The organism is Rhodoferax sp. UBA5149 (genome assembly GCF_002413825.1).
Classification (GTDB): domain Bacteria; phylum Pseudomonadota; class Gammaproteobacteria; order Burkholderiales; family Burkholderiaceae_C; genus Rhodoferax.
Window position 1 is genome coordinate 7,148 of sequence record NZ_DHXT01000020.1, and the last position, 9,318, is coordinate 16,465.

The 9,318-nt window shown below is 61.8% G+C and carries 9 protein-coding genes and 1 pseudogene; 2 read left to right on the top strand and 8 right to left on the bottom strand.

Annotation, left to right across the window (positions count from 1 at the left end):
• A pseudogene (locus B3V69_RS01570) lies at window positions 1–208 on the bottom strand (hypothetical protein); the annotation flags it as partial.
• 175 nt (window positions 209–383) lie between these two features.
• Window positions 384–2,042, bottom strand: a complete 1,659-nt coding sequence (locus tag B3V69_RS01575; RefSeq protein WP_296443162.1) for an MFS transporter — start codon at window positions 2,040–2,042, stop codon at window positions 384–386.
• A gap of 401 nt (window positions 2,043–2,443) precedes the next feature.
• Between B3V69_RS01575 and B3V69_RS01580 the strand changes: the two genes are divergently transcribed.
• Window positions 2,444–2,752, top strand: a complete 309-nt coding sequence (locus B3V69_RS01580) for a DUF485 domain-containing protein (protein WP_296443163.1) — start codon at window positions 2,444–2,446, stop codon at window positions 2,750–2,752.
• A complete protein-coding gene (locus tag B3V69_RS01585) occupies window positions 2,749–4,476 on the top strand; it encodes a cation acetate symporter (protein ID WP_296443164.1) in 1,728 nt (575 codons plus the stop codon). The genes B3V69_RS01580 and B3V69_RS01585 overlap by 4 nt, the downstream gene beginning before the upstream one ends.
• A gap of 83 nt (window positions 4,477–4,559) precedes the next feature.
• Here B3V69_RS01585 and B3V69_RS01590 read toward each other — a convergent pair whose 3' ends face one another.
• The 6 genes from B3V69_RS01590 to B3V69_RS01615 form a co-directional block, all read right to left on the bottom strand.
• Window positions 4,560–5,216 carry a 3'-5' exonuclease gene (locus B3V69_RS01590; RefSeq protein WP_296443165.1) on the bottom strand — a complete coding sequence of 219 codons (657 nt, stop codon included), beginning with the start codon at window positions 5,214–5,216 and terminating at the stop codon, window positions 4,560–4,562.
• The gene (locus B3V69_RS01595) at window positions 5,213–7,039 is read right to left on the bottom strand and encodes a DUF294 nucleotidyltransferase-like domain-containing protein (RefSeq protein WP_296443166.1); all 1,827 of its coding nucleotides are present in this window, start codon (window positions 7,037–7,039) and stop codon (window positions 5,213–5,215) included. Before B3V69_RS01595 ends, B3V69_RS01590 begins: the two co-directional genes overlap by 4 nt.
• Before the next feature lie 13 nt (window positions 7,040–7,052).
• Window positions 7,053–7,685, bottom strand: coding sequence for a 2-hydroxychromene-2-carboxylate isomerase (locus B3V69_RS01600; protein WP_296443167.1), 633 nt, complete (start codon window positions 7,683–7,685; stop codon window positions 7,053–7,055).
• Complete coding sequence (locus tag B3V69_RS01605) at window positions 7,682–7,978, bottom strand: DUF1289 domain-containing protein (protein WP_296443168.1); 297 nt, start codon at window positions 7,976–7,978, stop codon at window positions 7,682–7,684. Before B3V69_RS01605 ends, B3V69_RS01600 begins: the two co-directional genes overlap by 4 nt.
• Before the next feature lie 14 nt (window positions 7,979–7,992).
• Complete coding sequence (locus tag B3V69_RS01610; protein WP_296443169.1) at window positions 7,993–8,901, bottom strand: hydroxymethylglutaryl-CoA lyase; 909 nt, start codon at window positions 8,899–8,901, stop codon at window positions 7,993–7,995.
• A 33-nt stretch (window positions 8,902–8,934) separates the two neighbouring features.
• Window positions 8,935–9,318 (bottom strand): NAD(P)-dependent oxidoreductase (locus B3V69_RS01615; RefSeq protein WP_296443170.1); only part of this gene is annotated, 384 nt, incomplete at its 5' end.

A 9,318-nucleotide genomic window follows, 5' to 3' on the forward strand; every position in this document is an offset into this window, starting at 1 on the left:
CGGCATCAGGCACGGCCGCCAGAAAACCTTCTTGGACCAAGTGGTCTATATCGTCCTGGGTAATTCCGAGACCGCCGGTGGCAGCCAGCACCTGGTCCTTCGACTTGACCCCATCAAACAGAATGAAGGCCGAGCGTTGGCGGGCCGACAACGAAGGCGAGCGGGCTTTGAACGCCTGCTGACCCACTTCAGTTTTTGAATACCTCATGCGCGAATTTTAGTATTGGACGCCAATCGCCGGGCACGGATATACCCTTGCCTGCGGCCTTGCAAATGCAGGCCCGGGATGACGACTTGCTCAAGATAAAAAGGGCCCTCACTGGGAGGACCCTTTCGGTGTAACCCAGGCCGAATCGGCGCGGGTCGAACCATGAAACCAAGGCTTAGTCGTTGGCGTAAATATCCACGTCCTTGGTTTCTTTGACAAACAGCATGCCGACCACAAAAGTCATACCGGCGATGATGATGGGATACCACAAGCCGTTGTACATATTGCCGGTCTGCGCCACGATGGCAAAAGCCGTGGTGGGCAGCAAACCGCCAAACCAGCCGTTACCGATGTGGTAAGGCAAGCTCATCGACGTATAGCGAATGCGGGTGGGGAACAGCTCCACCAGCATGGCGGCGATCGGACCGTACACCATGGTCACCAGAATCACCAGATAGGTCAGGATGGCAACCACCGTGACCTTATCGATTCTGTCCGGGTCGGCCTTGGCGGGGTAACCAGCCGTCTTGAGGTCGGTCGCCACGGCTTTCTTGAACTCGGCATCCTTCTTCTTGGCTTCGTCTGCGGGCAGGCCTTTGGAGGTATAGCTCGGGATCTCGACAGCACCAATCTTGATGGAAGCGACAGTGCCCGCGGGTGCCACCACGTTGTCATAGCTCACGGACGAACCGGCCAGCACCTGCTTGGCGATGTCGCACGAGCTGGTGAACTTGACCGTACCGGTGGGGTTGAACTGGAACGAACACTCACTCGGGTCAGCCGTTATGGTCACCTTGTTCTTGGCCTGCGCTTCGGCCAGCGCCGGGTTGGCGGCCTTGGTCAATGCGGTGAACACCGGGAAGTAAGTCAGCACGGCCAGCAGGCAACCCGCCATGATGATCGGCTTGCGGCCAATCTTGTCGGACCAGGCACCGAACACGACGAAGAACGGCGTGCCGATGACCAGTGAGACCGCAACAAAGATGTTGGCGGTGGGGCCATCCACCTTGAGCGCCTGCGTCAGGAAAAACAGGGCGTAGAACTGGCCGGAGTACCACACCACGGCTTGACCGGCAGTCAGGCCGATCAGGGCCAAAATCACGATCTTGAGGTTTTTCCACTGACCGAAGGATTCGCTCAAGGGCGCCTTGGAAGTCTTGCCTTCCGCCTTCATCTTGGCGAACGCGGGCGACTCGTTCATGCTCAAGCGGATGTAGACCGACACGGCCAGCAAACCAATCGAGACAATGAACGGAATACGCCAGCCCCAATCGGCAAACTTCTCCGCACCGAGCAGAGTTTGCGTGCCCAGAATCACCATCAGGCTCAGCATCAGGCCCAGCGTGGCCGTGGTCTGAATCCAGGAGGTATAGGCGCCGCGCTTGCCCTGTGGCGAGTGCTCCGCCACGTAGGTCGCGGCGCCGCCGTACTCACCGCCGAGCGCCAGGCCTTGCAACATGCGCAAGGCGATCAGGATCACCGGCGCGGCGACGCCAATGGACGCATAGTTCGGCAAAATGCCCACGATGAAGGTGGACAGGCCCATGATCAGGATGGTGACCAGGAACGTGTATTTGCGTCCGATCATGTCGCCCAGGCGGCCGAAGAAGAGCGCACCGAAGGGGCGCACGATGAAGCCGGCAGCAAACGCGAGCAACGCAAAAATGAAGGCAGAGCCCGCATCCAGCCCGCTGAAAAACTGCTTGGCAATAATGGCTGCAAGTGAGCCGTAAAGATAAAAGTCGTACCACTCAAACACGGTACCCAACGACGAGGCGAAGATAACCTTCTTTTCTTCGGCTGTCATTGGCCTTGAGGCCGCTGCTGTTGCCATAATTATGTCTCCAAAAGGTTGTACAACTGACGCCTAGACAGGCATCTGGGGCGGACTATCAAGCGACTCGCTGACGGGACTCTGACAGTTTTCTGGCGCAAGCTTACGCCTAACTGAATGCAGCCTTACAGCTTTAGCGTTAACCCTCGGCTCCATTTTCTCGATACGGAATTCGACGCCTAATTGATGCGAAAACAGCGCTTGTCCGCCCCGGATGGCGTACAAAACAAGGCGCCATTTATTTCAGTTTATTTTGTGGCGCGGATCGCGCAGTCCGTCTCAATCAGGGTTTTCCCGCGGATCTCCCGTAAGGGCTTGGTCAGTCCTTTTTTACAAAATTGGCGCATGTGTTAACGACACATTTCCCGCAATCCATTCCAACCAAACTTGAGGAGACCCACATGATTGATCCGGTGGTCGACAAAATTCAGACCCATCCGAAGTACCTGGAACTTCGCGCCAAGCGCAACAGTTTTGGCTGGGGCCTGACGCTGCTGATGATGGTCGTGTACTACGGCTACATCGCAATGATCGCGTTCAACAAACCCTTCCTGGCCCAGCCCATAGGCGCTGGCGTGACCACGCTGGGGATTCCTATCGGCATGGGCGTGATCGTTTTCACCATTCTGATCACGGGCATTTACGTGCGCCGTGCCAACAGCGAGTTCGACGAACTCACCACGGCTATTTTGAAAGACGTCTCCAAATGAACCTGGCAAAAACAATTTCCGTGGCGCTGCTGGCGCTCTTGGCGTCGGGCGGGGCCATGGCCGCCGGCGTCGACCTCGGGCAAGTCGACAAACAACCCACCAACTGGGTTGCCATCAGCATGTTTGGTGGCTTCGTGATCATGACCTTGTTCATCACCAAATGGGCCGCCGCCAAGACCAAATCAGCCGCTGACTTTTATACCGGCGGTGGCGGCATCACCGGTTTTCAAAATGGACTGGCGATCGCCGGCGACTACATGTCCGCCGCGTCTTTTCTCGGTATTTCCGCGGCCGTGATGGCCTCCGGCTATGACGGCTTGATTTACTCGATCGGCTTTCTGGTGGGCTGGCCCGTCATCACATTCTTGATGGCGGAGCGCCTGCGCAACCTGGGCAAATTCACTTTTGCCGACGTGGCGGGCTATCGCTTCCAGCAAAAACCAATTCGCATTTTTGCCGCCTCTGGCACGCTGGTGGTTGTCGCCTTCTACCTGATCGCCCAAATGGTGGGCGCCGGGGCGCTGATCAAACTGCTGTTCGGCCTGGACTACTGGCTGGCGGTGGTGATCGTGGGCGCCCTGATGATGGTCTACGTGCTGTTTGGCGGCATGACCGCCACCACCTGGGTGCAGATCATCAAGGCTTGTTTGCTGCTGGCGGGCGTCAGCTTCATGGCGTTCATGGTGATGTCGAATTACGGCTTCAGCTTTGAAGCGCTGTTCGCTGCGGGCGTCAAGGTCAAAACCCAGCTGGCGGTCAACGGCGGCAAGACGCAGGTCGACGCCGCTGCCATTGGCCTGGCCCTCATGGGCCCGGGGGGCTTTGTGAAAGACCCGATTTCAGCGATCTCCTTCGGCATGGCGCTGATGTTCGGCACCGCGGGTTTGCCGCACATCCTGATGCGCTTTTTCACGGTGCCTGATGCCAAGCAAGCGCGCAAATCCGTGCTCTGGGCCACCACCTGGATTGGCTACTTCTACATCCTGATTTTCATCATCGGTTTTGGCGCGATCACCCTGGTGTTGACCAACCCGGAATATGCGGATACCGCCAAGGGCATCATCAAAGGCGGTGGCGGCTCGGCCAACATGGCGGCCGTGCTGGTGGCCAAGGCGGTCGGTGGCAACGTCTTCTTCGGCTTTATCTCGGCCGTGGCCTTTGCAACGATTCTCGCCGTGGTGGCAGGCCTCACGCTGTCGGGGGCTTCCGCGGTCTCGCATGACATTTATGCCACCGTGATTAAAAAGGGCAAGGTCGATAGCGCCTCCGAACTCAAGGTGTCGCGCTTCACGACGGTGGTCCTGGGCATCGTCGCGGTTGCGCTCGGCATCCTGTTCGAGAAACAGAACATTGCGTTCATGGTGTCGCTGGCCTTCGCGATTGCCGCATCGGCCAACTTCCCGGTGCTGTTCATGTCGGTGTTGTGGAAAGATTGCACCACCAAGGGTGCCGTGATCGGCGGCTTCCTGGGTCTGATCTCTTCCGTCGCCCTGACGGTGGTGTCACCGTCGGTCTGGGAAGCGACGCTGGGCAACCCCAAGGGTTCGGCGCTGTTCCCCTACACCTCGCCGGCGCTGTTCTCCATGACCATCGGCTTCGTCGGCATCTGGCTGTTCTCCATGCTGGATCGCAGCCCCAACGCGGCCAAAGAACGTGCCGCCTTCCCGGCGCAGCAGGTGCGCTCGGAAACCGGCTACGGCGCGTCCCGATCTTCCGGCCACTAAGAGCCAAACTGAAACGCGGGCTGTGGGCCCGCGTTCTTCAAAACTTCAACCGGGCCACGTGCCCGGTTTTTTTGTTTCTGAAATCAGGCCGCGCGCAGGTGGCGCAGCTTGATGAAGGCCAGCGCCGCCATCACCGCGTCGTTGAGGGCATCGTGCGCCTCGTGCTGGGGCAGGTCCAGGTCCTGCATCAAGGTGGCAAAGCGCAGGTCAATGTCGGCATTGCCCTGTTGCCGGTAAGCAGGAAGCTGCCTGAACTTGTAGTCGTAGTACAGGCTCGACACCTCGATTTTGGCTTGCGGCAGGCCTTGCCCCAGCATGGGAAAGAGCGCCCGATTCAGCATCGCCACGTCAAACTCCAGGTAGTAACCCACCAGCGGCCGACTGCCGATGAAATGCATCAGGCGTTTCATGGCTTCGTCAATCGGCAAACCTTGCGCCAGATCGCGTTCGCGCAGCCGGTGAATGCGTACGCTCTCGGGCGAGACACCGCGCTCGGGGCGCACCAGCAATTCCAGCCGCTCGCTGGTCATGATGCGGTTGCCCACAATGCGCACGGCCCCGATCGAGATGATCTCGTCGGTGCGCACATTCAAGCCGGTGGTCTCGCAGTCCAGCGCCACCCATTCATTCTCGGGCGGCGGGTCGAACATGAAGCGAAACGACGGGTCGCCCAGGTGGTAGAGCAGCCACTCGCGCTTGAGGGCGCGCCACCCGTGCGCCGGTAACAGCGATAACTTCACCCCAGGGCTTCCAGATGGAAGCGATGGCGCAGCAAGGCCTTGAAGCGCTTGACAACGCCCAGCGTGTCCTTGAGCAGGTCCCGGTCCAGGCTGCTGAGGCGGGCCACGTCGAGGGCGCCGGTCACGCCCTTGCCCATCTCCAGCTCCGCCAGACCGACCTTGAGCCTGAGGCCCATGAAGAAGTGCAGGCTGTCCGTCAGGTCCGTGCCCATGTCGGCATCCAGCCGGCCCGCGGCCACCAGCGCGGCGATGCGCCCGACGGTGCTGGTTTCCGTGACGCGGTGCGCCAGCGCCAGGCTGCGCACGCCATGCACCAGCGGGAAGATGCCCTCTTTCTTGAGGTTGAACTGCGGATCGGTGTCCGCCAGGCCCAGCAGCCGGTTCCACCAGCCCGTGCTGCGGCCAAAGGAGTCGATGGCCGCCGCAAAGCGGCTGAGCATGACGTCGCTGCCGTTGGCCAGCGACATCAGTCCGCGCCGCACCTCGTCCAGCAGCCGGGAGTCGCCACAGACGGTGTGCGCGTCCATGAAGATCGCCAGATTCATCAGGCTGTCGCCGTCGGGCAGCGTCAGCCACTGGCGCGTCATCTGCCCGAAGTCGCTGGCGCTCTTGCGCCACTGCGGATTGCTCAGCATGATGTGGCCCGGACACTCCGGGTAACCAAAATCCTTTAGCGCACTGGAAAACCGCTGGCAGATGGCGTCCAGATCGTCAGGCGCCCCATAGCCATCCCGCAGGATCAGTCCATTGTCCTGGTCGGTCTTGAGCAGCTGCTCGCCGCGGCCCTCGCTGCCCATCACGAACAGGCAGCTGTTGGCCACCAGATCGGCCGGCGCAATCAATTGCCAGGCGCGCTCGAACAGCCGGGCATTGAGCTGCTGTACCAGTTTGGCGATCAGGTTGACGCGCGAGCCGCTGCGGTGCAGCAAGGCAATCATGCGCGTGATGCGGGTTGCGGCCTGGCTCAGGCCGGCCAGGTCTTTCGCCTCCTCGATCTGCACCGTGATCAGGTGCGACTGGTTGGACAGGAAACTGAACAAGTCCAGCGCCTCCAGAATGCCCAGCACCTGATCGTCCTCCACCACCACGACCCGGTGCACGCGGCGGCGCAGCATGACGGCCATGGCGTCGCCCAGCTGGTCGGACGGCCGCACCTCCACCAGTGAAAAATTGGCCAACTCGCCGACCGCCAGCCGGTCCAGCGGCCGACCGTCCAGAATAGCGCGCTGCAGCGTCGTGGCGGTAAAAATGCCCAGGCGTGGCGGCTCGGCCTGGCTATCACGCACCAGCACATTGGAGGTGTGCTGCGCCTGAAACAGCTTAACGACCGAGAGAATGCCGGTGCTGGCGTCGACAAAGTGGGCGGCCCGCAGAAAGGCCTCATCGACGCGGGACAGGGTCAGCGACTGCAGCTCGTGCTGGCTCTTTCGATCAGACAGGGCGCTGAGCTTGTTGCTGAGATCGGAAAACAGCAGCGCGCCGAAGGTGGCGTTCGACGCAATCAGATCGCTGACCGCCTGGCGCGCCAGCTGATAGGCCACCACCTCCTCGGCCGCGATGAATCGGCTGCTGACCTTGCCCGCCACCAGGCCGCGGCCATCGAAGCAGTCGTCCGGGCCGTAGGTGGTGGTCACCTCGCTGCCCTCCAGCTGGGTCACATAGCCCTTGATGATGATAAAAAGATGGGTCGGCGCGATGCCGATGTCCAGAATCGTCTCGCCCTCGCGAAAGTAGACGACGTCGACGCTGTCGCGAACCAGTCGCTGCTCGTCCGGGGTCAGGCAGTCAAACGGCGAGGCGGAAAAATTGAAGGCGTTGGGCATGAGTCATGGGGATTCAACGCCGGATGCCTTGCGCCACGCTTGCAGCCGCGTGCCACGGGCCATCGAACCAGGGGTCGCCCGACAGGTAGGCCCGCAGCATGGGCAGCGCGTCAAAACCCCAGAACAGTCGGCCGTCCACGGCGAAGGCGGGCACGCCAAAGACACCGAGCGCGATGGCCTCATCGGTGTGGGCCTTGAGCTGGGCTTTGACCGCCGGGTCCTGCACCGTGCGGGCCGGGGCCAGTTGCGCCGTCAAGGCCTCCAGACGGGTCGGGTCGGCGGCGTCCAGGCCACCGCGCCAGACATGGCGAAAGATGGTTTCGCAGACATAGCGGTTCGGCTCGCCGCGTGCCTCACAGGCCAGCGCCAGCCGCAGCAGCGCCAAGGGATTGAACGGGTGGCTGGCCGGCAGCTGCAACTCCACGCCATGGGTGTGGGCCAGCCACAGCACCTGGCGGTAAGTCCAGTCGCGCTTGGGGGCAATCTCGGCCGGCCCCAGCTGCCCGTGGTGCTTGAGCAGCGCGGCCAACAAAATGGGCTTGTAGCTCACGCTGTAGCTATGGCCCATCAGGGCTTCGGGCAGTTGCTCGAACGCCAGGTAGGCGTAGGGCGAGATGAAATCCAGATAGAAGGTGATGTGTTTCATGGGGGGCTGGCCGCAAGGCGCTGCTCGATGTGGGTCCAGATCGTGCGCTTGGCGAGATCGTCCGCGCTGCTCCAATCGCGAATCTCGTCCAGCGTGCGGTAGCACCCTTCGCACAGCCCCGTCAGCTCATTCATGCGGCACACCGAGATGCAGGGTGATGGAACATTCTCGACGCTAGCCCTCGCCAGTAGTGCGCGAGCCGCTATTAATTCAGGAGCATTCACCGGTTTTTCAGGCACCGGGGCCGGCACGGCCGCGAGCACACGCGGCACACCCTCAGGCAGGCGTTTCAATTCAGCTCCGCGCATCATGAATTTCGCTTGGTGAGGATCGCCGTCGCGGCGCGCGAGTTGGGCTTGCGCTGCAGGAAATCACTGATGAACTGGCCGGCGTCGATCAATTTATCCAGGTCGATGCCGGTGGCGATGCCCATGCCGTGCAGCAGGTACACCACGTCTTCCGTCGCCACATTGCCGGTGGCGCCCTTGGCGTAAGGGCAGCCGCCCAGACCGGCGACCGAGGCGTCAAACTGCCAGACACCCATCTGCAGACAGGCCAGGGTGTTGGCCAGGGCCTGGCCGTAGGTGTCGTGGAAGTGGCCCGACACGTCGTCCAGCGCGTAGTGCTTCAGCGTGGCGTCCATGGCACGCTGCACCTTGAGCGGCGTGCCGACGCCGATGGTGTCCGCCACGCCGACGTGCTGCACGCCAATGCCTTTCATGAGACCGGCCAGATAGCTGACCCGCTCGGGCGCAATCTCGCCCTCAAACGGGCAACCCACCGCGCACGACATGGCGCCCCGCACGTAGATACCGGCGGCGCGGGCCGCCTGCACCACCGGCGCAAAACGCTCGATGCTCTGGGCAATCGAGCAGTTGATGTTCTTCTGGCTGAAGGCTTCACTGGCGGAGGCAAACACCACGATCTCGTCGGGCTGGGACTTGAGCGCCGCCTCAAAGCCCTGCAGATTGGGCGTCAGCACCGAATAACGCACACCGGCCTGGCGCGCAATGCCGGCCATGACCTCGGCGTTGTCGGCCATCTGCGGCACCCATTTCGGCGACACGAAGCTGGTGACCTCGATCTCTTTCAGGCCGGCCGCTTGCAGCCGCTGCACCAGTTCGATCTTGACGCTGGCGGGCACCGGCTGCTTTTCGTTCTGCAGGCCGTCGCGCGGGCCGACTTCGAGCAGTTTGACGCGGGTGGGGATGTTCATCTTCGTTACCTCAATTGACTCTTGCGGCCCGCCTCAGTAGCCGCGCACAGGGTCCACGATACCGGCAATCGGCGCACCGCGTTCCAGCGCCTGAATCTTGCCCGCGATCTGCGCAATGCTGGTTTCGCGCAGGGTGCGCGCCGAGGTATGCGGCGTGACGGTAATTTTGGGGTGTTGCCAGAACGGGTGAGCGGCCGGCAGCGGTTCGGTGCGAAACACGTCGAGCGCCGCGCCCGCCAGGTGCCCGCTGTCGAGCAGCGCCAGCAGGTCGTCCTCCACCAGATGCGCGCCGCGCGCCACGTTGATGACATAGCCGCCGCTTTGGAGCTGCGACAAGGTATCGCGGTTCAGGATGTCGCGCGTGTCGGGCGTCAGCGGCAGCAGGTTGACCAGCACTTTGCTCGCCGCCAGAAAATC

Bases quoted from the DNA above. Each gene is read 5' to 3' on its own strand.
- B3V69_RS01575 (WP_296443162.1), bottom strand. From the start codon at position 2,042: ATGGCAACAGCAGCGGCCTCAAGGCCAATGACAGCCGAAGAAAAGAAG.
- B3V69_RS01580 (WP_296443163.1), top strand. From the start codon at position 2,444: ATGATTGATCCGGTGGTCGACAAAATTCAGACCCATCCGAAGTACCTG.
- B3V69_RS01585 (WP_296443164.1), top strand. From the start codon at position 2,749: ATGAACCTGGCAAAAACAATTTCCGTGGCGCTGCTGGCGCTCTTGGCG.
- B3V69_RS01595 (WP_296443166.1), bottom strand. From the start codon at position 7,039: ATGCCCAACGCCTTCAATTTTTCCGCCTCGCCGTTTGACTGCCTGACC.
- B3V69_RS01600 (WP_296443167.1), bottom strand. From the start codon at position 7,685: ATGAAACACATCACCTTCTATCTGGATTTCATCTCGCCCTACGCCTAC.
- B3V69_RS01610 (WP_296443169.1), bottom strand. From the start codon at position 8,901: ATGAACATCCCCACCCGCGTCAAACTGCTCGAAGTCGGCCCGCGCGAC.